The organism is Phenylobacterium sp. (genome assembly GCF_030697925.1).
Classification (GTDB): domain Bacteria; phylum Pseudomonadota; class Alphaproteobacteria; order Caulobacterales; family Caulobacteraceae; genus Phenylobacterium.
In genome coordinates this window covers 24,725-46,163 of the sequence record NZ_JAUYOJ010000024.1, presented here as the reverse complement: position 1 = coordinate 46,163, position 21,439 = coordinate 24,725, and the positions used below count along the sequence as shown (strand labels likewise).

Genomic DNA, 21,439 nt, shown 5'->3' with positions numbered 1-21,439 from the left:
CTGCGCCCTGGACCTGGTGCTGTTCTACGCCTTCTTCGAGTTCGGCCTGGTGCCGATGTTCCTGATCATCGGCATCTGGGGCGGCAAGAACCGGGTCTACGCGGCCTACAAGTTCTTCCTCTACACCCTGCTGGGCTCGGTCCTGATGCTGGCCGCCATCTTGGCGATGATTGGCGTCGCCGGGACCTCCTCGATCCCCGAGCTGATGGTCTACAAGTTCGCGCCCGAGCTGCAGACCTGGCTATGGCTGGCCTTCTTCGCCTCCTTCGCGGTGAAGATGCCCATGTGGCCGGTCCACACCTGGCTGCCCGACGCCCACGTCGAGGCGCCCACGGCGGGCTCGGTGATCCTGGCCGGCATCCTCTTGAAGATGGGGGGCTACGGCTTCCTGCGCTTCTCGCTGCCGATGTTCCCGCAAGCCTCGGACTATTTCGCGCCGCTGGTCTTCGCCCTGTCGGTGATCGCGGTGATCTACACCTCGCTGGTCGCCTTCCGGCAGACCGACATCAAGAAGCTGATCGCCTATTCGTCGGTGGCCCACATGGGTTTCGTGACCATGGGCATCTTCGCCGGCAACGCTATCGGCATCCAGGGCGCGATCTTCCAGATGCTGAGCCACGGGGTGATCTCCGGGGCGCTCTTCCTCTGCGTCGGGGTGGTCTATGACCGCATGCACACCCGCGAGATCGCCTTCTATGGCGGACTGGTGAACCGCATGCCCTGGTATGCGGCGACCTTCATGCTGTTCACCATGGGCAATGTGGGCCTGCCGGGCACCTCGGGCTTTATCGGCGAGATCACCACCATGGTCGGGGTCTATCAGGTCTCCACCTGGACGGCGGTTATGGCCGCCACCGGGGTGATCTTCTCGGCGGTCTATGCGCTCAGCCTCTATCGGCGGGTCATCTTCGGCGAGATCACCAATCCGGCGCTCGCCGACATCACCGACCTCGACTGGCGCGAGGTGGCGATCTTCGCGCCGCTGATCGCGTCCACCCTGTACCTCGGCGTCTATCCGGCCGCCGTCCTCGATCTGACCCAAGCCTCGGCTGACAACCTCGCCGCGATCTATCGCGCGGCCATCGGCGGGTGAGGAAGACCACCAGATGAACTTCGAGACCTCCCTCTCTCTCGCCGTCCCGGAACTGATCCTCGCCGGCGGCGCCCTTGTCCTGCTGGTGGCCGGCGCCTTTTCGCCGCGCAGCACCACGGCGATCATGTGGGCGTCGATCCTGGTGCTGCTGGGCGCGGCCTGGGCCGCGGCCGTCGGTCCGCTCGGCCGCGGTTTCTCCGGCGGCATGATCTCCGATCAGGCCTCGGCCTTCGCCAAGGTGGCGATCTACCTGGCCAGCGCCGTGGCCCTGCCGCTGGGCCAGAAATGGTTCGAGCGCCAGTCGGTGCGCAATTTCGAGTTCCCGGTCCTGGTCCTGCTGGCCGCGCTTGGCATGGGCATGATGGCCTCGGCCGGCGACCTGATCTCGCTCTATGTCGGCGTCGAGCTGCAGTCCCTGGCGCTCTACGTCCTGGCCGCGATGCATCGCGAGAACGCCAAGGCCTCGGAGGCCGGCCTGAAGTACTTCGTGCTGGGCGCGCTCTCCTCAGGCCTGCTGCTCTACGGGGCCTCGCTGATCTATGGTTTCGCCGGCTCGACCATGTTCACCGACATCGCCCTGGCGGTGACCTCCGGCGCCAATACCGGGGTGCTGTTCGGGCTGATCTTCCTGATCTGCGGCCTGGCCTTCAAGGTCTCCGCCGCGCCGTTCCACATGTGGACCCCCGATGTCTATGAAGGCGCCCCGACCCCCGTGGTGGCCTTCTTCGCCGCCGCGCCCAAGCTGGCGGCCATGGTGCTATTCGCCCGGGTCCTCACCGAGGGCTTCGAGGGCGCCATCGACCAGTGGCGTCAGATTCTGGTGGTCATCGCCCTGTTCTCGGTCTTCGTGGGCGCCTTCGCGGGCCTGGCCCAGAAGAACCTCAAGCGGCTCTGGGCCTATTCCTCCATCGCCAATGTCGGCTACGCGATCCTGGGCCTGGCGGCGGGCAACGCCGAGGGCGTCCAGGCCATGCTGGTCTTCATGGTGCTCTACATGGTCGATGTGACCGGCTTCTTCGCCTGCCTGACCGCGCTCAGCCGCGCTGGCGTGGCCATGGAGACCATCGACGACATGGCGGGCCTGTTCAAACAGCGTCCGGGCATCGCGCTGGCCATGACCGTCTTCTCGCTGTCGGCGCTCGGCCTGCCGCCGTTCTCCGGCTTCTGGGCGAAGTTCTACGTGTTCAAGGCGGCCATCAACGTGGCTGACCCGATGATCCAGATCGCCGCGGTCCTGGGCCTGGTCGGCAGCGTGGTGGCGGCCTTCTATTATCTGCGCCTGATCAAGACCATGTGGTTCGACACCGCGCCCAGCCCGACCGACGCCATCCCCGGCGAGGCCCGCGCCATCGCCTATGGGGCGGCGCTGTTCAGCTTCCCGCTGGTCATGGGCGGCCTCATCTTCATCGATCCGCTGGCCCATGCGGCCGCCGCGGCCTTCGGCCTGAGCTAGGTGGCGCACCCGCCGATCGAAGCCTACGACGAACTCGATTCCACCAACGCCGAGGCGCGTCGCCGCGCCGAGGCGGGGGAGGGCGGCCCAGTCTGGATCACCGCCCTGGTCCAGACGGCGGGGCGCGGCCGCCGCGGCCGGTCCTGGCAGACGGTGAGCGGCAACCTGGCCGCCACCCTGCTGCTCACCACCGACAAGCCGGCCGGCGAGGCCGCCCAGATATCCTTCGTCGCGGCGCTCGCGGCCGCCGATCTCGCCGAGACCTGCCTGGGCGCCGGCGCGGCCCAGCTGAAATGGCCCAACGACGTCTTGGTGCATGGCCGCAAGGCGGTCGGCATCCTGGTGGAGTCGGGCGTTCGCGCCGACGGCGCGCTCTGGCTGGCGGTCGGCATCGGCATCAACCTGGCCCACGCCCCGCAGGACGTGGAACGGCCCGCCACCGCCTTCGCCGAGCACATGACCGTCCCGCCCCCGGCGCCGCTCGACGCCCTGGAGGTGCTGGCGACCCGGTTCGAATACTGGCGCGCGGCCTGGGAACGCGAGGGCTTCGCGCCCATCGCCAAGGGCTGGACGGCCACGGCCCACGGCCTGGGCGAGCCTTGCGAGGCCCGCCTGCCCAACCAGACGATCCGGGGGACGGCGCTGGGCCTGGATTCCGACGGCGCGCTACGCCTGAAGCTGGACGACGGCGCGATCTTGCGCATAACCGCCGGCGACGTGTTTTTCGGAGGGGGCTGACCCATGCTGCTGGCCATCGAGCAGGGCAACACCAACACGCTGTTCGCCGTCCATGACGGCGAGACCTGGATCGCCCAGTGGCGCGCCGCCACCGATCCCAGCCGCACCGCCGACGAGTACGCCGTCTGGCTGTCACAGCTGCTGAACATGGCGGGCCTGCAGTTCGGGGTGCTGGATGCGGCGATCATCTCGAGCGTGGTGCCGCAGTCGATCTTCAACCTGCGCAACCTGGCCCGTCGCTACCTGCACGTCGAACCTCTGGTGATCGGCGAGAACGCCGACCTCGGCATCGAGGTGCGGATCCACAAGCCGTCGGAGGCCGGCGCCGACCGCCTGGTGAACGCCATCGGTGCGCACATCGTCTATTCCGGTGACCTGATCGTGATCGATTCCGGAACCGCGACGACCTTGGACGTGGTGGCGGCCGACGGCGGCCTGGAGGGCTGCGCCATCGCGCCAGGGATCAACCTCTCCATGGAAGCGTTGCATACGGCGGCGGCCAAACTGCCGCGGATCGCGATCCAGCGGCCGGGCCATGTGATCGGCAAGGACACGGTGGAATCCATGCAGGCGGGGGTCTTTTGGGGCTACATCGCCCTGATCGAGGGCCTCGTGGCTCGTATCAAAGCCGAGTGGGGCAAGCCGATGACGGTGATTGGGACCGGCGGTGTGGCCTCACTGTTCCACGGGGCGACGCTCGCCATCGACCACTTCGACCCGGATCTGACCATCCGCGGTCTTCTTGAAATTCACCGCCGGAACACGGCGGCAGGGACGTAATGACCAAAGTAAAACCCACCGACGAACTCGTCTTCCTGCCGCTCGGCGGCTCGAACGAGATCGGCATGAACTTCAATCTCTACGGCTACGGCCCTCCGCATGCGCGCAAGTGGATCGTGGTCGACCTGGGCGTCACCTTCGGCGACCAGACCACGCCGGGCGTGGAAATCATCCTGCCCGACCCGGAATTCATCGAGGCGCACGCGAAGGATATCCTGGGCATCGTGCTGACCCACGCCCATGAGGACCATATCGGCGCCGTGGCCTGGCTGTGGCCGCGCCTGCGCGCGCCGCTCTACGCCACCCCCTTCACCGCCTTCCTGCTGCGCGAGAAACTGCGCGAGAACGAAGACGCGGCCGACGCCGAGATCACCGAGGTGCCGCTGGGCGGGACCATCAAGCTCGGTCCGTTCGAGATCGACCTGATCACCCTGACCCACTCGATCCCGGAGCCCAACGGCCTGGCGATCCGCACACCGCTGGGCACCATCCTGCACACGGGCGACTGGAAGATCGATCCCGATCCGGTCCTGGGCCTGGTCACCGACGAGGGCGCGATCCGCAAGCTCGGCGACGAGGGGGTCCTGGCCATGGTCTGCGACTCCACCAACGTCTTCGTCGACGGCGAGGCGGGGTCGGAGGCAGATGTCCGCGACGCCATGGCCAAGTTGATCTCCGGCCTGACCGGCAAGGTGGCGGTGGCCTGTTTCGCTTCCAACGTCGCGCGCATGGACTCGATCATCCGGGCCGGGGAGGCCGCGGGCCGCCGGGTCTGCCTGGTCGGCCGCTCGATGCACCGCATGGCCGCGGCGGCCAAGTCGGTCGGCTTGTTCTCCGACATCAAGGAGTTCCTGACCGATGGCGAGGCCAAGCACTTCCCCGACGACAAGATCCTCTATCTCTGCACTGGCAGCCAGGGCGAGCCCCGCGCGGCACTCTCGCGGATCGCCGACGGCACCCATCAGCATGTGAAACTGGGCGCGGGCGACGCTTGCGTCTTCTCCTCGCGGGTCATTCCCGGCAATGAGGTGCCGATCCGCAACCTACAGAACCGCCTCGCCGACCGCGGGGTGCGGCTCTACACCGAGCGCGATCATCCGGGCATCCACGTCTCCGGCCACCCCTGCCGCGATGAGCTGGCCCGCATGTACGCTTGGGCGCGGCCGGAGATCGCCGTGCCCACCCACGGCGAGCGCCGCCACCTGCTGGAGCACGCCGCCTTCGCCAAGGACCTGCAGGTCAAGCAGACCGTCGCCCCGCGCAACGGCGACATGGTCCGCCTGGCCCCCGGCCGCGCCGAGATCATCGACGAGGTGCCGGCCGGCCGCATCTATGTGGACGCCGGTTTCCTGACCCCGGAGAACGGCGACGCCCTGCGCGAGCGCCGCCACGCGGCCTATAACGGGGTCCTGGCTGTGTCGGTCGTGCTTGACGGGCGTGGCAAGATCGTCTCGGGCCCGCGGGTCAAGGCCCTGGGTCTCCCGGCCGACGAAGACTATTCGATGGACGAGGTCCTGGACGATCTGGCCGAGGACGCCGAAACGGCCTTCGGCAAGCTCAAGGGCGACCAGCGCGAGATCGATTCCGAGGTCGAGATGGCCCTGTCCCGCGCCGTGAAGAAGGCCAGCCAGCGTATCTGGGGCAAGCGGCCCGTGGTCGAGACCACGGTGCTGCGGGTCTAGCCGGTGGAGTCCGCCGTGCACATCGCGGGAGATTTACTCCGATTTGCTGGGTTCTGCGTCGTCGTCCTCGGACCGGTAGCTTTCTGGCTCTGGCGACGCCGCCCGCAGGAGCCTCGCGTCCGGTTTGCATTTCTCCTGCCGCTGACTTGGCTGACACCGTTCGCCGCTGCCATGGCTTGGACCGGCTTGTCCTTCGGCGAGAGCAGAGAGCCGCTCCCATTGATCCTGGTCTGCCTGATCGCGCAGGGGGTTTTCTCCGCTGCGCTCATCGCTCTGCTGAAACGGGCGAGGCCTGCCGCCATCGCCTGGGCTCTGGTGAACATCCCCTTCGGGCTGGTCTTCGCCTTCGCATCGGGGATGACTTTCACGGGAGAGTACATTTAGCGCACGATCCCTGCCGTCACGTGATCTCGCGCTCGGTGGCGGACAGGTCTATACGTTCGCCATGATCGGAAGACTGAACCATGTGGGAATCGCGACCCCCTCCATCGCCGAGTCCGTCGCCATGTACCGCGACATGCTGGGCGCCACCCAGGTCAGCGAGACCAAGGTCCTGGAGGAGCAGGGGGTCTATGTCTGCTTCGTCGACCTGCCCAATAGCCAGATCGAGCTGATCGAGCCCTATGGCGAGGCCTCGCCGATCCACGCCTTCCTGGCCAAGAACCCCAAGGGCGGCCAGCACCATGTCTGTTTCGAGGTGCCCGACATCATCGTCGCCCGCGACGACATGCAGGCCAAGGGCGCCACGGTGCTCAACGACGGCAAGCCGCGCATCGGAGCGCACGGCGTGCCGGTGATCTTCGTCCATCCGAAGAACATGGGCGGCGTGCTGGTCGAGCTGATGGAAACCCCGAAGGACGCGCACTGATGGGCATCGCCACCGGCATCGCGATCTTCCTGACCATCTGGTGGACGGTGCTGTTCGCCATCCTGCCGCTAGGCACGGTCAGCCACGCCGAAGCCGGCATAGACAAGGGCGACGGCGGCGATCCCGGCGCGCCGGTGGACCCCAAGCTCAAGACGAAGTTCTTCACCACCACCTGGATCGCCGCGATCCTGTGGACGATCCTTTTCCTGGTGCTGCATTTCCGGCTGATCGTCCTGCCGCCACTGCCGGCGAGCTGGACCTAGGCGCCCAACCCGGCGGCGGTATCGCTGGCTCCCTACGCGGCGCGCTCAATTTTTGGGCGAAATGCACGAACCTCCCCTAGCGGGAGCGGCGCCTCGCGCCGGGCGGTCCGAACGCGGCTATCCATGGTCACAGACACGAGCGGCTCTCCGGAACTGCTGTGGCGTTTTCCCCGACGACTGAAGGCCGCCCACCTCCCTGGGCGGCCTTCTTTTCGTTTCCCAGGGGGTTCAGCTGGGACCGTCGGCCCAATTCCTTGGGAGCATCGATTCAGGGAAGATTTGCGACACGAACGGCTGGCAGCCTTCCAAGGCGGCCGACTTGCGGAAGGTCTCCAGGAAGACGCGCTCAAGATCTGCTGTTCTCTCGCGGGGATCGAGGCCGGACAGTTGGGCTTCGCCGACCACTCGTCCGTCGCTCGTGACAAATCGCACGGTCAGTCTGGATGCGCGCGCGATGGTCTCGGCGGTGATCTTCGCAGTCCTTGGCGTCGTCGACTCCTCGGGATCGACGGCGCCGCGAAGGGCGCAGAAACCGACGGTCGAACGATACGGCTGACGAAAGACTTCACGCCCATTGGCCTGCACGATGACGTCGCCGCTTCCACAATCACCCGAGCCACCGTTGTGGGATAGTTCGACGCTTCGCAGCTCGAAACGCGGCGCCCTCGCGTTCGAGATCGCGTAGGTGAGGCTGACACCCGTAAAGGGAAGGGCGGTCTTTTGCATCGGCACGGCGGTCCATGTCAGGCCGCTGATCCCGAGATCCACCTGCTGGCGGTTGTTCACGAAGATCGCCGCCGACACGCTGCTCGCCTCGCGATCGAAACGTCCCTGGCACGCTCGGATCGAGTCAGCCGGCGCGAGGGCTGTCGCCAGCAAGGCGGAAGCCAAGAGTTCAAGCCCGATCCCGCTCATGTCCATCCCCACCAGCGCCGTACTGGGGGCACCCTGGGAGGTTGCGGTTAAATACGCGTTGCAGTTGTTCCTTGCCTGAGACGGGCGGCCTTCTTTTCGTGGCATTCATTGCCTAGCTGGCGAACCAATGGCTAACAGGGCCGTTGAACGAGCTCGACGGGGCGATTCCGACTTATGAGCATGACCGCCAGCACCAACGGCCGCGCGCCGCCCTTCGGCCAGTGGGAGCGCGCCGTGGCGACGCGTTACCTGCGCGCCAAGCGCAGTCAGGGCGGGGTGGCGCTGATCTCGATCATCTCCTTCGTCGGCATCATGCTGGCCGTGGCGGTCCTGATCATCGTCATGAGCGTGATGAACGGCTTCCGCACCGAGCTGCTGTCGCGGATTCTCGGCTTCTCCGGCCACCTCTATGTCGCGGGCGGGGTGCTGAACTCCCCCGACCGGGACGCCATGATCCGGCGCGTCGGCCAGATGCCAGGGGTGATCCAGGTGACCCCGGTGGTCGAGGCCCAGGCCATGGCGCTCGGAAATGGCCAGATCAGCGGCGCGATCGTGCGCGGGATCACGGCCAAGGACCTCAAGGCCACCCGGCTGGTCTCCGACAACATCACCCGAGGCTCCATGGCCGGCTTCGGGGAGGGCGAGTACGGCGGCGACATGATCCTGGTGGGCGACCGCTTGGCCCAGGCCCTGGGCGTCCAGCCCGGCGATCCGCTCAGCCTGGTCTCGCCCAGCGCCGGGGCGACGGCCTTCGGCGCCACACCGCTCCGCAAGACCTACACCGTGGCCGGCACCTTCACCGTCGGTATGAGTGAGTACGACCAGGCCTTCATCTACATGCCGCTGGAGCAGGCCCAGCTGTTCTTCGGCCGCGAGACCGGCCTCGACTATATCGAGATCAAGCTGGAAGACCCCGATGAAGCGGTGGCCATGAAGCCCGAGCTGGCCAGGGTCGCGGGGCCCGCGGCCCTGCTCACGGACTGGACCGAGAAGAACGCCTCCTACTGGGGCGCGCTCAAGGTCGAGCGCAATGTCATGCGGCTGATCCTGATGATGCTGGTGGCCATCGCGGCCATGAACATCATCTCGGGCCTGGTGATGCTGGTGAAGAACAAGGGCCGCGACATCGCCATTCTCCGGACCATGGGGGCGGGGCAGGGGTCGATCCTGCGCATCTTCTTCATGGCTGGGGCGGCGGTGGGCGTGCTGGGCACCCTCGCCGGCCTGCTGATCGGCTCGCTGTTCTGCATCTTCATCGGTGAGATCCAGCAGGCGGTGGAGTGGGTCACCGGTGCCCAGGTGTTCTCCTCGGACATCTATTTCCTCAGCCGCATCCCGGCCAAGATCGATTGGCGGGAGGTCGGCGTGATCACCTTCTGGGCCCTGGCCATGTCGTTCCTGGCGACCTTGCCGCCGGCCTGGCGCGCCTCGCGCCTCGATCCGGTGGAGGCGCTCCGCTATGAGTGAGCCCGTCCTCTCAATCCGCGGCCTGCGCCGCACCTACAAGAGCGGCGACCGCACCCTGGTGGTGCTGGACGGCGCCGCGCTCGACGTGAAGCCCGGCGAGATCGTCGGCCTGATCGGGCCCTCGGGGTCGGGCAAGTCGTCGCTGCTGCACGCCGCGGGCCTGCTGGAGCATCCGGACGCCGGCGAGATCCACATCGAGGGCCGCGACTGCTCCGACCTCAGCGACCGCCAGCGGACCCGCGTCCGGCTCGCGGCCATCGGCTTCGTCTACCAGGCTCATCACCTGCTGGCCGAGTTCACGGCCCTGGACAATGTGGCCCTGCCGCAAATGATCGCCGGGCGCTCGCGCAAGGCCGCCCGGGCGCGGGCGCTTGAGCTCCTGACCACCCTGGGCCTGGCCGAGCGGGTCGATCACCAGCCGGCCCAGATGTCGGGCGGCGAACAGCAGCGGGTGGCCATCGCCCGGGCGCTCGCCAACGCGCCTCGCCTCTTGCTGGCCGACGAGCCCACCGGCAACCTCGACCCGGCCACCTCCGCGGCGGTGTTCGAGAGCCTCTACGACCTGGCGCGCAAGACCGGCGTGGCGGCCCTGGTGGCCACCCACAATCTCGAGCTCGCCCGCCACATGGACCGTGTGGTGGCCCTGAAGGACGGCAAGCTGGAAGAGCAGGCGAGGGGGTAAGCTCAGTAACCGCGGATTGTGAGCGACTGAGACTCGACCCCTAAATGAGCTCCAACCAAGACTGATCGGTTCGATCGCGGTGGGGGCGAGGCATGACTAATTGGTTTGAGCAAAACTCTACAAAATCGATAGTTTCGTACACCATTTTTGTAGCCGGCGCGGTATGGGCCGCCTCAACTTTCATTCTCGCAGACAATCGCGTGAATTTGTTGAAGGCGCAGATAGAGTCGACGAGTGCTCAGGCTGAACAGTACCGGGTGAAATTGGAGTTGCTCGAGCGGGAAGCTGCGACGCTGCGGGCGCAGAATTCGGAATACCTACAATGGTTGGGACGAACTGAGAACGCGCTCCCCGCCATTGTACCGAAGGTGACGGAGCTTAAGGCCCAGGTGGTTGGCCTTACTTCTGAGGTAGCCGCCTATCGAACCCGGAACGGTCAGCCAGCGGGGGGTAACACTGAGCGGCGAATTAAAGTTGGCACGGCGGACGTTGATGATCTGACCGGCATCGTCATCGCAGTCCTAGACACCTACGCCGACCAAAGCGCAAGTGTTTCAGTGTCAGTAATGGGCAAGGTTGGAAAGCCAACCAAGGTGAAGGCCGGACATCCATTTAGCCTAACAACGCCAAAGGGTCAGTTTCTCGTTTCGGTAGCTTCAATTGCTTACCTCACCGACGAGGTAAAATTTCTAGTGAAGCCGACAAGCGTACCCGAGTGATTGTGAAGTAGCGGCAGGCATGGCCGCTGCTACATGGGCGTTTTGCAGCCATCGACCCGACTCGCGACACGCCGCTCCGGCGATCCCGGCAAAGCAAGGCGAATTTTGCCTTGACGGATGAGAACAAAACAAGAATAAGAACATTCACAGAACATCCACAGAGGGGCGTCGCAAATGGTTCGTTTGGCTCGGGAATCACTGGCCTTTGTGTCGGTGGCGGGGTTTGTCTGGATGATGTGCGCCGTGGCCCAACTGGCGGCCTAGCAGACGGAGGTTTCTAGGTGAGCGACGCGGTGAGCGAGGGTTTCGTCCACCTGCGGGTCCGCTCCGCCTATTCCCTGCTGGAAGGCGCGATCAAGGCCGAGAAGATCGGCGAACTGGCCGCCAAGGTCGAGATGCCGGCTGTGGCCCTGGCCGACCGGGCCAACCTGTTCGGCGCGCTTGAATTCTCCGTGCTCACCAAGGAGACGGGCGTCCAACCGATCGTCGGTTGCGCCCTGCCGGTGACCGGCATCGGCGGCGGCCAGACCGATCGCTGGTCGAAGGTCCCCACCATCCTGCTGCTCGCCCAGAGCGAGCGGGGCTATCTCAATCTCAGCGAACTGTCGTCGGCCTGCTATCTGGAGGCCGACGGGACCGAGGACGTCTCGGTCAGCTGGGACATGGTCCAGCGTCACGCCGAGGGCTTGATCCTGCTGTCGGGCGGGGTCGACGGGCCGGTCGACCCGCTGTTCGCCCAGGGCAAGTCAGCCGAGGGCAAGGCGGCGCTGGCCGAGATGGCGGCGGTGTTCGGCGACCGGTTCTATGTGGAGCTGCAGCGTCACGGCATGACGGCCCAGGCGGCCGCGGAGCCGGAGCTGGTGGCCTTCGCCTATGAGAACGACGTGCCGCTGGTCGCCACCAACGACGTCTATTTCGCCAAGCAGGAGATGTACGCGGCTCACGAGGCCCTGCTGTGCATCGCCGACGGCGCTTTCATCAGCCAGGAAGAGCGCCGCCGGGTCACGCCCGAGCACTATTTCAAGAGCGCCGAGACCATGCGGGCCCTGTTCGCCGACCTGCCGGAGGCCTGCGACAACACCCTCGACATCGCCCGGCGCTGCGCCTTCATGGTCAAGAAGCGCGACCCGATCCTGCCGCGGTTCCCGACCGTCGGCGGGCGCACTGAGGACGAGGAGCTGGCCGAACAGGCCCGCGAGGGCCTGCGCAAGCGGCTGATCGGCCATCAGCTGTCGCAGGAAGAAAGCGTCTACTGGGAGCGGCTGGAACGCGAGATCGGCGTCATCCAGACGATGGGTTTCGCCGGGTACTTCCTGATCGTTTCGGACTTCATGAAATGGGCCGTGGCCCATGACATTCCGGTCGGGCCCGGCCGGGGTTCCGGCGCCGGTTCGCTGGTCGCCTGGTCGCTGCTGATCACCGGCCTCGACCCGCTGCGCTACGGCCTGCTGTTCGAGCGGTTCCTGAACCCGGAACGGGTCTCCATGCCCGACTTCGACATCGACTTCTGCCAGGAGCGGCGGGAGGAGGTGATCAGCTATGTGCAGAAGCACTACGGCCGCGATCGGGTGGCGCAGATCATCACCTTCGGCACCCTGCAGGCGCGCGCCGTGCTGCGCGACGTGGGACGTGTCCTGCAATTGCCGCTGGGTCAGGTGGATCGTCTGGCCAAGATGGTCCCGGCCAATCCCGCCAATCCGGTGACGCTGGCCAAGGCCATAGAGATCGAGCCGCGCCTGCGTCAGGCCAAGGAAGACGACGAGGCGGTCGCCCAGCTGCTGGACGTCGCTCTGCAGCTGGAAGGCCTCTATCGCAATGCCTCCACCCACGCTGCCGGGGTGGTGATCTCCGACCGGCCGCTGACCGAGCTGACGCCGCTCTATCGCGATCCGCGCTCGGACCTGCCCGCCACCCAGTTCAACATGAAGTGGGTGGAGAGCGCGGGCCTGGTGAAGTTCGACTTCCTGGGCCTGAAGACCCTGACGGTGATCGACCGGGCGCTGAAGCACCTGGCCAAGCGCGGCGCGCGCATCGAGATGGCCGATCTGAAGCTCGACGACGAGAAGACCTACGAGCTGATGTCGGCCGCGCAAACCGTGGGGGTGTTCCAGCTCGAAGGGCAGGGGATGCGCGACACCCTGCGGCAGCTGAGGCCCGGCTCCATCGAGGACGTCACCGCCGTCGGCGCGCTCTATCGGCCAGGACCGATGGACAACATCCCGCTGTTCATCGACTGCAAGTTCGGCCGCAAGCCCATCGACTACCTGCATCCCTCGCTCGAGCCGGTGTTGAAGGAGACCTACGGCGTCATCGTCTACCAGGAACAGGTGATGCAGATCGCCCAGATCCTGGCCGGCTACAGCCTGGGTGAAGCCGACCTGCTCCGTCGCGCGATGGGCAAGAAGAAGAAGGAGGAGATGGAGCAGCAGCGCGCGCGCTTCATCTCCGGCGCCCTGGCCAAGGGCGTGCCGGAAGTGCAGTCCGGCTCGATCTTCGACCTGGTGGATAAGTTCGCGGGCTACGGCTTCAACAAGAGCCACGCGGCCGCCTACGCCCTGATCAGCTACCAGACGGCCTGGCTCAAGGCCAACACGCCGGCGGAGTTCTTCGCCGCCTCGATGAGCCTCGATATCTCCAATACCGACAAGCTGGCGGTCTTCTATCAGGACGCCAAGCGCTTCGGCGTCAAGATCCATGCGCCGGACGTGAACCGCTCGGGCGCCGACTTCGAGGTGGAGAACGGCGAGGTGGTGTACGCCCTCGGCGGGGTCCGCAATCTCGGCCTGCAGGCCATGGAGCACGTGGTGGCCGTGCGCGAAGAGGGCGGGCCGTTCCGCGACCTGTTCGACTTCGTCGAGCGGGTCGATCCCAAGCAGGTGAACAAGCGCGCCTTCGAAACCCTGGCCCGGGCCGGCGCCTTCGATAGCCTGCATCCCAACCGCGCCCAGATCCTGGCCGCCGCCGACGTGTTGGCCGGCCACGGCCAGAGCATGGCCGCCGATCGCGCCTCGTCCCAGGCTTCGCTGTTTGGCGGCGACCAGGTGGAGGCCCAGCGACCGCGCCTGCCCAAGGTGGAGCAGTGGAACCCGGTCCAGCGTCTGGACGAGGAGCTGGCCGCGGTCGGCTTCTACCTCTCCGGCCACCCGCTGGACGACATGGTCGAGGCGCTTCGGCGCCGGCGAACCGACCTGCTGGCCGACGTCATTCCCAAGGCCGAGGCGGGATCGGAGGCTTTCCGCATGGCGGGCGTCGTGCGCCGCAAGCAGGAACGGGCCTCGCAGTCCTCGGGCGAGAAGTTCGCCTTCGTGACCCTCTCCGATCCCACCGGCGAATACGAGGTGCTGTTCCCGCCCGAGGCGCTTCGCAGGTGCCGCGACCTGCTGGAGCCCGGCAGGGCGGTGGCCATCAAGGTCCGCGCCAAGGCCAAGGACGGTGAGGTGCGCTTCTTCGGGGACGACGCCGAGCCGGTGGAGAAGGCGATCGAGAACGCCGTGGCCGGCCTACGCGTTCACCTGGCGCCGCGCAGCGCCGAGATCGAAGCGCTGAAGAAGCGGCTGGAGGGCTCGGTCAACGCCCGGGGCGGCGAGATCATCCTGGTGGCCGGGGTCGAGGGCGGCCGCGAGGTGGAGGTGAAGCTGCCCGGCCGCTTCACCCTCGATGGGGCCGTACGCGGGGCCCTGAAGACCTCGCCGGGCGTGGTCTTCGTCGAGGACCTCTAGGACCGTGCTGAGCCACGTGTCCTTCGGCGTGAAGGACCTGGCCCGCGCCGGGGTCTTCTATGACGCGGTCCTGCGTCCGCTCGGCTGGGTCCGGATATGGGACGATCCTCGGGGCCTGGGTTACGGGCGGCCGGGGGAGGGCGAGAAGCTCAACCTGTTTCCCCATGCCGACGCCCGTCCGCCCGGCCCCGGATTCCACATCGCCTTCGATGCGCCGGACCAGGCGTCGGTCGACGCCTTCCATGCCGCCGCGCTGTCCGCCGGCGGAACCGATCGCGGCGCGCCGGGTCTAAGGCGCACCTACAGCCCCACCTACTATGCGGCCTTCGTCACCGACCCGGACGGCCATCGCCTGGAGGCGGTCCACCAGTAGGCGGTCAGGGCTTCCCGTAGGGGCTGATATAGCCCTTTGGCTTGGGCGCGCTCGGATAGGCGTTCACCCCGCCGCGGTTGGAATAGGTGGAGGTCCCCTGATAAGGCCGGAATGGCGCGGGCGCCGGCGCGGCGCGAGGTGGGGAATAGGGTTTGGGCGCAGCCACGGGCGGCGCGCCGAGGCGTGGCGGGGCCGGCGCGCGATAGCCGCCGAAGGTTCCGGGTTGATCCTTGAACGTCCCGGCCGAGGCTCCGGAGGCGCCCGCGGCGAGAACCGCCAACCCCAGACCGAACACTACAATGAGTTTCATATCCCACTCCAAATCTACTCAAAAGTGCATCACCAAGGTCAAGCTTGCAAGCGCCGGTGGCGGCCATCCTGCGGGAGAGACTTGCTTTTCCCGCGCTTAGCCCCTATTTCCCCGCCTCATTCCACACGCAGGTGTTTGGCGATGTGCGGGGAGACATCCCGCCATATCCATTCCGGTCCCCCACTCGGGGGGTTTGCCTGCGGCGGTTAACCGGAAAAAGGACTTGAAAGCGTATGGCGCTTCCTGAATTCTCCATGCGTCAGCTCCTGGAAGCTGGCGCGCACTTCGGCCACCAGACCCACCGCTGGAACCCGAAGATGGACCGCTACATCTTCGGCTCGCGGTCGAACATCCACATCATCGACCTTTCGCAGTCGATCCCGCTGCTGCACCAGGCCCTGGTGAAGGTGCGCGAAGTCGCCGCGTCCGGCGGACGCGTGCTGTTTGTCGGCACCAAGCGCCAGGCCTCCGAGCCGGTCGCGGTCGCGGCCAAGCGTTCGGCCCAGTACTATGTGAACCACCGCTGGCTGGGCGGCACGCTCACCAACTGGCGCACCGTGTCGGGCTCCATCGCCCGCCTGCGCGAGCTGGAAGGCCTGCTGGAAGGTGACGGCAGCGCCGGCCGTTCCAAGAAGGAACTGCTGCAGATGACCCGCGAGCGGGACAAGCTGGAGCTGAGCCTCGGCGGCATCAAGGACATGGGCGGCATTCCCGACCTGATGTTCGTGATCGACACCAACAAGGAAGCGATCGCGATCCAGGAAGCCCGCAAGCTCAACATTCCGGTCATCGCCATCCTGGACACCAACTGCAATCCGGACGGCATCACCTATCCGATCCCGGGCAACGATGACGCCGCGCGCGCCATCCAGCTCTATTGCGACCTGATGGCCGACTCGGTTCTCGACGGCCTGGCCGCCGGCCAATCGGCCGCCGGCGTCGACCTGGGCGCCTCGGTGGCCCCGATCGAGCCGACCCTGGCGCGCGAACTGGCGCCTGAGCCTGTCGCCGCCGCGCCGGTCGCCGCTGAACCGGCTCCCGAGCCGGTCGCGACCGAACCGGAGACCACCGCGGCGGAAGCCCCGGCGGCTGAACCGACCGCGACGCAGGAATAGGCCGGCGGCGCCTCCGCGCGCCCGTCGACACGAAACGATCACGGCGAGGTCCTAGACGGGCCTCGCCGACCTCTTTGAATTGAAGGAGCTGACCATGGCGGAAATCACCGCTCTGCTCGTCAAGGACCTGCGCGAGAAATCCGGCGCAGGCATGATGGACTGCAAGAAGGCGCTGCAGGAGAACGACGGCGACATCGAAGCCTCGATCGACTGGCTGCGCACCAAGGGCCTGTCCAAGGCCGCGAAGAAGTCCGACCGCGCCGCGGCCGAGGGCCTGGTGGCGGGCAAGCTCAGCGACGACGGCAAGACCGGCGTGCTGGTCGAACTGAACGCCGAGACCGACTTCGTGTCCAAGAACGACACCTTCCAGAGCGCCGCGCGCGACTTCGCCGTGGTGGCCCTGGATGTCGAGGGCGTGGACGCCATCACGGCGGCCAAGACCGCCAAGGGCGAGGTCGTCGCCGACGTGATCACCAACATGATCGCGACCATCGGTGAGAACATGCGCCTGCGCCGCTCGGCGCGCCTAAGCGTGGCCCAAGGCGCTGTCGCCCTCTACCTGCACAACGCGCAGGGCGAAGGCGTCGGCAAGCTGGGCGTGCTCGTGGCTCTTGAAGGCGCCGGCGACCAGCAGGTGCTGAAGGATGTCGGCCGCAAGATCGCCCTGCACGTGGCCGGCACGCCGACCCCGCCGCTGGCGCTCACCGAGGCCGACCTCGATCCGGCCGCCGTCGAGAAGGAAAAGAAGTTCCTGACCGACCAGGCGCTGGAATCGGGCAAGCCCATCGGCGTGGTCGAGAAGATGATCGAAGGCCGGATCCGCAAGTGGCAGGAAGAAGTGGTGCTGCTGAAGCAACCCTTCGTCATGAACCCGGACCAGACCATCGAGCAGCTGCTGGCCGACACGGCCAAGGAAACCGGCTCGCCGGTGACCGTGAAGGGCTTTGTGCGTTTCGCGCTCGGCGAGGGCGTGGAGAAGAAGGTCGACGATTTCGCCGCCGAAGTGGCTTCGATGACCAGCCAAGCCTAAGGCTTGCAAGATAAAGACGACCCAAGGGCGTGGTGCGTTCGACGCGCACCACGCCCTTGGTTTATGTAAGTACCGCCTAAGATTCTCCGGATGCCGCCGATGCCCGACGCCAAGCCCCGCTACAAGAAGATCCTCTTGAAGATGTCGGGCGAGGTCCTGATGGGCGATGCGCTCTTCGGGATCGACACCAAGACCATTGAGGCGGTGGCCGAGGACATCAAGGAAGTGGTCGATGCCGGTGTCGAGCTCTGCCTGGTGGTTGGCGGCGGCAACATCTTCCGCGGCGTCTCCCTGGCCGGGAAGGGCATGGACCGCGCCAGCGCCGACTATATGGGCATGCTGGCCACGGTGATGAATGCGCTCGCCCTGCAAGGCGCCCTGGAGAAGGTCGGCGTCTACACCCGGGTGCAGTCGGCCATCCCCATGGAGGCGGTCTGCGAGCCCTACATCCGTCGCCGCGCCTTGCGCCACCTGGAAAAGGGCCGGGTGGTGATCTTCGCCGCCGGCCTCGGCGCGCCGTTCTTCACAACCGATACGCCCGCGGCCCTGCGGACGGCCGAGATGGGCTGCGATGCGCTCTTCAAGGGCACCAGCGTCGACGGGGTCTACACGGCCGATCCCAAGAAGGATCCCAGCGCCCAGCGCTACGAGACGCTCAGCTACCAGGAGGTTCTGGCCAAGGATCTGCGGGTCATGGACGCCTCGGCCATCGCCCTGATGCGCGACAACAACGTCCCGATCGTGGTGTTCTCCATCCGAGAGCGGGGCAACTTCATGAAGGTCTTGCAGGGGCAGGGCGTCTTCACGACCATCGCCTGACCACGAGACTCAAACGAGAAGATCGGGAGAACTCCCTATGGCTGCTACCGAAAAGCCCGTCCTTTCGAGCTACAAGGACCGCATGGACAAGGCGATTCTCGCCCTGAAGGACGAGTTCGCCTCGCTGCGGACCGGCCGCGCCTCGGCCGGCCTGTTGGATCAGGTGATGGTCGACGCCTACGGCTCGACCGTGCCGATCAACCAGGTAGGCTCCGTGAGCGTCCCCGAGCCGCGCTCGATCAGCGTCAGCATCTGGGACAAGGGCCTGGTCGTCTCAGTGGAAAAGGCGATCCGCAATGCCGGTCTCGGCCTCAATCCCGTGGTCGACGGCATGAACCTACGCATCCCCATTCCGCCGCTGACCGAGGAGCGCCGTCGAGACCTGGCCAAGCTGGCCGGCAAGTACGCCGAGCAGCAGAAGGTGGCCGTCCGCAACGTGCGCCGCGACGCCAATGACGACCTGAAGAAGGCGGAGAAGGACGGCGCCATCAATCAGGACGAGCATCGCAAGATGGAGGTCGAGGTCCAGAAGTTCACCGACGAGGCGGTGAAGAGGGTGGACGAAGCCTTGAAAACCAAAGAACAAGAGATCATGCAGGTTTGATCGTCCGCGGTCTGGTTGAAGGACGAACGGGAACCCCATGACCATCGCCGACAAAGAGCAGCCGAAGGGCGCGCCCGACGCCCCCCTGCATGTTGCGATCGTCATGGACGGCAACGGCCGCTGGGCCAAGCGCCGCGGCCTGCCGCGTCAGGTGGGCCATCCCAAGGGCGTTGACGCCATCCGCCGCGTGGTCGAGGCTGCGCCGGACCAGGGCATCCGCTGGTTGACCCTCTACGCCTTCTCCACGGAGAACTGGCGCCGGCCGGCCGGCGAGGTGGCCGAGGTCATGCGGCTACTCAAGCTCTATGTGAACTCCGACCTCGACAAGCTGGTGCGCGAGGGCGTGAAGGTCCGCATCCTGGGCCGCCGCGAAGGCCTGCCGCCGGACGTGGCCGAGATCGTCGAGCGCGCCGAACGCCAGACCGCCCATAACGACAAATTCTTCCTCCAGGTGGCCTTCAACTATGGCGGTCGCGCCGACATCGTCGACGCGGCCCGCGCCGTCGCCGCCGAGGTCGCGGCGGGCCGGATCGCGCCTGAAGACATCACCGACGCCTTCTTCGAGGCCCGCCTCTCCACCGGCGGCCTGCCGTCGCCCGACCTGGTGATCCGCACCAGCGGCGAGCAGCGGCTGTCGAACTTCCTGCTCTGGGAGTCGGCCTATTCCGAGTTCGTGTTCCCCGACGTCCTTTGGCCCGACTTCACGCCGCATCACCTCGCCGAGGGCATCGCGGAGTTCCAGAAACGTGAGCGGCGATACGGCGGGGCCGTGGCCGATGATGTCCTTGCCACAGGCTAGGCGGTTCGACTGGACCAATCTGGGCATACGCGTGGCCTCCGCCACCGTGTTGGTGCCCGCGGCGCTGGGCGCGGTCTGGTTCGCCGACGACGTGCGCTGGCTGTTCCTCGTCCTGATCGCCGTGGCGGTCGCGCTGCTCTGCATCGAATGGGGCGCGATGACCGCCCCCAAGGCGCCGATCCGGGTGTCGGCGGCGCTCACGGTCGCGATCCTGGCCGGGACCTTCCTGGCCTATCTAGGCCAGATGACCTACGCCTGGGCCGCCCTGGCGATCGGCGCGGCGGCCTCCGCCCTGGTGGCGAGGGGCGTCTCGGAACGGCCGGGTAACGCGGCCTATGGCGTGGTCTATCTCGCCATCCCGATGATCTGCCTGGTCTGGCTGCGCGGCATGCCCGAGGGGCGGCAGTGGACCCTGCTGTTGTTCGCCGTCGTCTGGACGGCCGACATCGCCGCCTTCGCGGTTGGCAGCGCGCTCAAGGGGCCCAAGCTATGGCCGCGATTCTCGCCAAATAAGACCTGGTCGGGATTCATAGGCGGCCTGATCGCCGCGGCCCTGGCCGGCGTGGCCATGGCCGCCTTCAGCGACATCGTGCTCAGCCTGCAGGCCGGCGCCCTGATCGGGTTCGTCGCAGGCCTGGCCACCATGGCGGGCGACCTCTGGGAGTCCATGCTGAAACGCCGGTTCGGAGTGAAGGATTCCGGCGACCTGATCCCGGGTCACGGCGGCCTGCTGGACCGGGTCGACGGCCTGATGTTCGCCGCGGTCGTCCTGGCAGGCGCCCGGCTCATCAACCATTTGGGGTGGGCGAATTGACCTTGCCGCGGCGTGTCAGCGTGTTGGGTTCCACGGGCTCGGTCGGGGTCTCGACACTGGACCTGTTCGAGAAGGCCGGGGCCGAGGTCGAGATCGCCGCCCTGACCGCCGGACGCAATGTCGAGCGCCTGGCGCAGCAGGCCCTGCAATGGCGGCCGAAGCTGGCGGTGATCGAGGATGAGACCCGGCTCGACGAGTTGCGCCAGCGGTTGAAGGGCTCGGGGATCGAGGCCGCCGCCGGCGCCAACGCCGTGGCCGAGGCCGCCGCCGGTGACGCCCAGTGGGTGATGTCGGCCATCGTGGGTTTCGCGGGGCTCCCGCCGACACTCTCGGCGGCCAAGGCCGGGGCGGTCGTGGCGCTGGCCAACAAGGAGAGCCTGGTCTGCGCCGGCCCCTCGCTGCTGCGCACCGCCAAGCTGGCGGGCGGGGCGGTGATCCCGGTCGATTCCGAGCACTCGGCGATTTTCCAGGTGCTGGACCCGATGAACGCCCAGCACGTCTCGCGGCTGATTCTAACCGCCTCCGGCGGCCCGTTCCTGTCCTGGTCGATCGGCCAGATGGAGCACGCGACGCCGGAACAGGCCGTGGCCCATCCCAAGTGGGACATGGGAGTCAAGATCTCGGTCGATTCAGCGACCATGATGAACAAAGGCCTCGAGATGATCGAGGCGGCCTACCTGTTCGCCATGCCGGCCGAGCGGGTCGACGTGCTGATCCATCCGCAATCGATCATCCATAGCCTCGTGGAATACGCCGACGGCTCGACCCTGGCGCAGCTGGGACCGCCGGATATGCGCACGCCGATCGCCTGCGCCTTCGCATGGCCCGACCGCCTGCCGTGGCCGGCGCCGAAGCTGGATCTGGCCGCCGCGGGGCAACTAACTTTCGAAGAACCGGACCTGCGCCGTTTTCCCGCCTTGAAGATCGCGAAAGAAGCACTTGCGGCCGGTGGGGCCGCGCCCGCGGTGATGAACGCCGCCAACGAGGTCGCAGTGGCCGCCTTCCTTGACCGTAAGATTGGCTTTCTGGATATTGCCGCCACGGTGGCGAGGACCCTGGAACGCGTGGACGGGCAGGGGCTCATGGCGGATCTCTCCGGCGACGCCCTGGAGCGGGCGCGACACATCGATGCGACGGCGCGCCGCGTGGCAGGCGACGTCGTGGCCGGTCTAGGCCGTTGAGGCCTTGGAGGAGCA

At 66.8% G+C, this 21,439-nt stretch carries 23 protein-coding genes; 21 read left to right on the top strand and 2 right to left on the bottom strand.

The genetic code is table 11. The features are described 5' to 3' along the window. The 8 genes from Q8Q88_RS03020 to Q8Q88_RS02985 form a co-directional block, all read left to right on the top strand. The coding region (locus tag Q8Q88_RS03020) for an NADH-quinone oxidoreductase subunit M (protein ID WP_305673716.1) at positions 1-1,093 on the top strand (1,093 nt) is incomplete at its 5' end. Between the two features lie 13 nt (positions 1,094-1,106). Continuing rightward, entirely contained in the window at positions 1,107-2,546 is a 1,440-nt protein-coding gene (gene nuoN, locus Q8Q88_RS03015) for an NADH-quinone oxidoreductase subunit NuoN (RefSeq protein WP_305673715.1), read from the top strand. Then, positions 2,547-3,284 (top strand): biotin--[acetyl-CoA-carboxylase] ligase, encoded by a 738-nt coding sequence (locus tag Q8Q88_RS03010; protein ID WP_305673714.1) that lies wholly within the window; start codon positions 2,547-2,549, stop codon positions 3,282-3,284. It abuts the gene before it with no gap. Between the two features lie 3 nt (positions 3,285-3,287). Next, positions 3,288-4,064, top strand: a complete 777-nt coding sequence (locus tag Q8Q88_RS03005) for a type III pantothenate kinase (protein ID WP_305673713.1) — start codon at positions 3,288-3,290, stop codon at positions 4,062-4,064. Continuing rightward, the gene (locus tag Q8Q88_RS03000; protein ID WP_305673712.1) at positions 4,064-5,746 is read left to right on the top strand and encodes a ribonuclease J; all 1,683 of its coding nucleotides are present in this window, start codon (positions 4,064-4,066) and stop codon (positions 5,744-5,746) included. The genes Q8Q88_RS03005 and Q8Q88_RS03000 overlap by 1 nt, the downstream gene beginning before the upstream one ends. A 15-nt stretch (positions 5,747-5,761) precedes the next feature. Next, positions 5,762-6,130 (top strand): hypothetical protein, encoded by a 369-nt coding sequence (locus Q8Q88_RS02995; RefSeq protein ID WP_305673711.1) that lies wholly within the window; start codon positions 5,762-5,764, stop codon positions 6,128-6,130. Between the two features lie 61 nt (positions 6,131-6,191). Continuing rightward, complete coding sequence (mce, locus tag Q8Q88_RS02990) at positions 6,192-6,614, top strand: methylmalonyl-CoA epimerase (RefSeq protein WP_305673710.1); 423 nt, start codon at positions 6,192-6,194, stop codon at positions 6,612-6,614. After that, a complete protein-coding gene (locus Q8Q88_RS02985) occupies positions 6,614-6,877 on the top strand; it encodes a DUF1467 family protein (RefSeq protein WP_305673709.1) in 264 nt (87 codons plus the stop codon). Before mce ends, Q8Q88_RS02985 begins: the two co-directional genes overlap by 1 nt. Positions 6,878-7,105: 228 nt before the next feature. Here the strand turns inward: Q8Q88_RS02985 and Q8Q88_RS02980 are convergent, their stop codons facing one another. Next, a complete protein-coding gene (locus Q8Q88_RS02980; RefSeq protein ID WP_305673708.1) occupies positions 7,106-7,792 on the bottom strand; it encodes a hypothetical protein in 687 nt (228 codons plus the stop codon). Between the two features lie 180 nt (positions 7,793-7,972). Between Q8Q88_RS02980 and Q8Q88_RS02975 the strand changes: the two genes are divergently transcribed. From Q8Q88_RS02975 to Q8Q88_RS02955, 6 genes are all read left to right on the top strand, one after another. Next, positions 7,973-9,259 (top strand): lipoprotein-releasing ABC transporter permease subunit, encoded by a 1,287-nt coding sequence (locus tag Q8Q88_RS02975; protein ID WP_371129802.1) that lies wholly within the window; start codon positions 7,973-7,975, stop codon positions 9,257-9,259. Beyond that, a complete protein-coding gene (locus Q8Q88_RS02970) occupies positions 9,252-9,941 on the top strand; it encodes an ABC transporter ATP-binding protein (RefSeq protein WP_305673706.1) in 690 nt (229 codons plus the stop codon). Before Q8Q88_RS02975 ends, Q8Q88_RS02970 begins: the two co-directional genes overlap by 8 nt. A 92-nt stretch (positions 9,942-10,033) precedes the next feature. Then, positions 10,034-10,660, top strand: a complete 627-nt coding sequence (locus tag Q8Q88_RS02965; protein WP_305673705.1) for a hypothetical protein — start codon at positions 10,034-10,036, stop codon at positions 10,658-10,660. Between the two features lie 174 nt (positions 10,661-10,834). Further along, positions 10,835-10,924: a cell division inhibitor SidA gene (sidA, locus tag Q8Q88_RS24665; RefSeq protein WP_082531887.1), complete on the top strand. Its 90-nt coding sequence runs from the start codon at positions 10,835-10,837 to the stop codon at positions 10,922-10,924. Positions 10,925-10,941: 17 nt separating this feature from the next. Further along, positions 10,942-14,379, top strand: coding sequence for a DNA polymerase III subunit alpha (gene dnaE, locus Q8Q88_RS02960; protein WP_305673704.1), 3,438 nt, complete (start codon positions 10,942-10,944; stop codon positions 14,377-14,379). Positions 14,380-14,383: 4 nt separating this feature from the next. After that, entirely contained in the window at positions 14,384-14,752 is a 369-nt protein-coding gene (locus tag Q8Q88_RS02955; RefSeq protein WP_305673703.1) for a VOC family protein, read from the top strand. A 4-nt stretch (positions 14,753-14,756) separates the two neighbouring features. Here the strand turns inward: Q8Q88_RS02955 and Q8Q88_RS02950 are convergent, their stop codons facing one another. Next, complete coding sequence (locus tag Q8Q88_RS02950) at positions 14,757-15,062, bottom strand: hypothetical protein (RefSeq protein ID WP_305673702.1); 306 nt, start codon at positions 15,060-15,062, stop codon at positions 14,757-14,759. Between the two features lie 233 nt (positions 15,063-15,295). Between Q8Q88_RS02950 and rpsB the strand changes: the two genes are divergently transcribed. The 7 genes from rpsB to dxr all read left to right on the top strand — a co-directional run bounded on the left by rpsB (position 15,296) and on the right by dxr (position 21,424). Beyond that, complete coding sequence (rpsB, locus tag Q8Q88_RS02945) at positions 15,296-16,177, top strand: 30S ribosomal protein S2 (protein ID WP_305673701.1); 882 nt, start codon at positions 15,296-15,298, stop codon at positions 16,175-16,177. 94 nt (positions 16,178-16,271) lie between these two features. Next, positions 16,272-17,207 (top strand): translation elongation factor Ts, encoded by a 936-nt coding sequence (gene tsf / locus Q8Q88_RS02940; protein ID WP_305673700.1) that lies wholly within the window; start codon positions 16,272-16,274, stop codon positions 17,205-17,207. A gap of 99 nt (positions 17,208-17,306) precedes the next feature. Next, positions 17,307-18,026, top strand: coding sequence for a UMP kinase (gene pyrH / locus Q8Q88_RS02935; RefSeq protein WP_254833194.1), 720 nt, complete (start codon positions 17,307-17,309; stop codon positions 18,024-18,026). Between the two features lie 37 nt (positions 18,027-18,063). Further along, complete coding sequence (gene frr / locus Q8Q88_RS02930) at positions 18,064-18,630, top strand: ribosome recycling factor (RefSeq protein ID WP_305673699.1); 567 nt, start codon at positions 18,064-18,066, stop codon at positions 18,628-18,630. A 37-nt stretch (positions 18,631-18,667) separates the two neighbouring features. Continuing rightward, on the top strand, positions 18,668-19,429 hold the full coding sequence (locus Q8Q88_RS02925) for an isoprenyl transferase (RefSeq protein ID WP_305673698.1): 762 nt from the start codon (positions 18,668-18,670) through the stop codon (positions 19,427-19,429). Further along, on the top strand, positions 19,407-20,243 hold the full coding sequence (locus Q8Q88_RS02920) for a phosphatidate cytidylyltransferase (RefSeq protein ID WP_305673719.1): 837 nt from the start codon (positions 19,407-19,409) through the stop codon (positions 20,241-20,243). The genes Q8Q88_RS02925 and Q8Q88_RS02920 overlap by 23 nt, the downstream gene beginning before the upstream one ends. Continuing rightward, on the top strand, positions 20,231-21,424 hold the full coding sequence (dxr, locus tag Q8Q88_RS02915) for a 1-deoxy-D-xylulose-5-phosphate reductoisomerase (protein ID WP_305673697.1): 1,194 nt from the start codon (positions 20,231-20,233) through the stop codon (positions 21,422-21,424). Before Q8Q88_RS02920 ends, dxr begins: the two co-directional genes overlap by 13 nt. Positions 21,425-21,439 lie beyond the last annotated feature (15 nt).

Bases quoted from the DNA above. Each gene is read 5' to 3' on its own strand.
- nuoN (WP_305673715.1), top strand. From the start codon at position 1,107: ATGAACTTCGAGACCTCCCTCTCTCTCGCCGTCCCGGAACTGATCCTC.
- Q8Q88_RS03005 (WP_305673713.1), top strand. From the start codon at position 3,288: ATGCTGCTGGCCATCGAGCAGGGCAACACCAACACGCTGTTCGCCGTC.
- Q8Q88_RS03000 (WP_305673712.1), top strand. From the start codon at position 4,064: ATGACCAAAGTAAAACCCACCGACGAACTCGTCTTCCTGCCGCTCGGC.
- mce (WP_305673710.1), top strand. From the start codon at position 6,192: ATGATCGGAAGACTGAACCATGTGGGAATCGCGACCCCCTCCATCGCC.
- Q8Q88_RS02985 (WP_305673709.1), top strand. From the start codon at position 6,614: ATGGGCATCGCCACCGGCATCGCGATCTTCCTGACCATCTGGTGGACG.
- Q8Q88_RS02980 (WP_305673708.1), bottom strand. From the start codon at position 7,792: ATGAGCGGGATCGGGCTTGAACTCTTGGCTTCCGCCTTGCTGGCGACA.
- Q8Q88_RS02975 (WP_371129802.1), top strand. From the start codon at position 7,973: ATGACCGCCAGCACCAACGGCCGCGCGCCGCCCTTCGGCCAGTGGGAG.
- Q8Q88_RS02970 (WP_305673706.1), top strand. From the start codon at position 9,252: ATGAGTGAGCCCGTCCTCTCAATCCGCGGCCTGCGCCGCACCTACAAG.
- Q8Q88_RS02965 (WP_305673705.1), top strand. From the start codon at position 10,034: ATGACTAATTGGTTTGAGCAAAACTCTACAAAATCGATAGTTTCGTAC.
- sidA (WP_082531887.1), top strand. From the start codon at position 10,835: ATGGTTCGTTTGGCTCGGGAATCACTGGCCTTTGTGTCGGTGGCGGGG.
- Q8Q88_RS02950 (WP_305673702.1), bottom strand. From the start codon at position 15,062: ATGAAACTCATTGTAGTGTTCGGTCTGGGGTTGGCGGTTCTCGCCGCG.
- rpsB (WP_305673701.1), top strand. From the start codon at position 15,296: ATGGCGCTTCCTGAATTCTCCATGCGTCAGCTCCTGGAAGCTGGCGCG.
- tsf (WP_305673700.1), top strand. From the start codon at position 16,272: ATGGCGGAAATCACCGCTCTGCTCGTCAAGGACCTGCGCGAGAAATCC.
- pyrH (WP_254833194.1), top strand. From the start codon at position 17,307: ATGCCCGACGCCAAGCCCCGCTACAAGAAGATCCTCTTGAAGATGTCG.
- frr (WP_305673699.1), top strand. From the start codon at position 18,064: ATGGCTGCTACCGAAAAGCCCGTCCTTTCGAGCTACAAGGACCGCATG.
- Q8Q88_RS02925 (WP_305673698.1), top strand. From the start codon at position 18,668: ATGACCATCGCCGACAAAGAGCAGCCGAAGGGCGCGCCCGACGCCCCC.
- Q8Q88_RS02920 (WP_305673719.1), top strand. From the start codon at position 19,407: ATGATGTCCTTGCCACAGGCTAGGCGGTTCGACTGGACCAATCTGGGC.